At 68.7% G+C, this 671-nt stretch carries 1 protein-coding gene; it reads left to right on the plus strand.

Going from position 1 to position 671, the window contains the following annotated elements; all coding sequences use genetic code 11:
• Window positions 1–671 (plus strand): undecaprenyl-diphosphate phosphatase (locus tag ABD329_RS47945; protein ID WP_344318313.1); only part of this gene is annotated, 671 nt, incomplete at both ends.

Here is a 671-nt window from a genome sequence, read left to right on the forward strand (position 1 = left end):
TGGGCATCCCGGTCGACGACACCTCCGTGGTCGGCTTCACCGCCGTCATCCAGGTCGGCGCGATCGCCGCTGTACTGGTGTACTTCTTCAACGACATCGTGCGGATCATCTCCGCCTGGGGCCGCGGACTCACCCACCGCGAACAGCGGTACCACCACGACTACAAGTTCGCCTGGTGGGTCATCTGCGCCACCATCCCCATCGTGATCGTGGGCCTGGCCGCGAAACCCCTCATCGAGGGCCCGCTCGCCTCCCTGTGGGTGGTCGCCGGCTCCCTCCTCGCCGGGTCCGGCGTGATGTGGGTGGCCGACCAGATGGGCCGCCACAAGCGCGGCGAGGACGACACCGGTTTCAAGGACGCCATGCTGGTCGGCTGCTCACAGATCCTCGCGCTGCTCTTCCCCGGCTTCTCACGCTCCGGCGCCACCATGTCCACCGCGCTCATCCTCGACCTGGACCGGGTCGCCGCCACCCGCCTGTCCTTCTTCCTCGGCATCCCGGCGCTCACCGGCGCGGGCCTGTACGAGCTGAAGGACGCCGTCGGCGCCGGCGTCGGCACCGCCCCCCTCGTGGTGGGCACCGCCGTCTCGTTCGTGGTCGCCTACGCCTCGATCGCCTGGCTGCTCAAGTTCGTCGCCAAGCACTCCTTCAACGCCTTCGTCATCTACCGC

Origin of the sequence: Streptomyces javensis (genome assembly GCF_039525925.1) — a bacterium.
Classification (GTDB): domain Bacteria; phylum Actinomycetota; class Actinomycetes; order Streptomycetales; family Streptomycetaceae; genus Streptomyces; species Streptomyces asiaticus.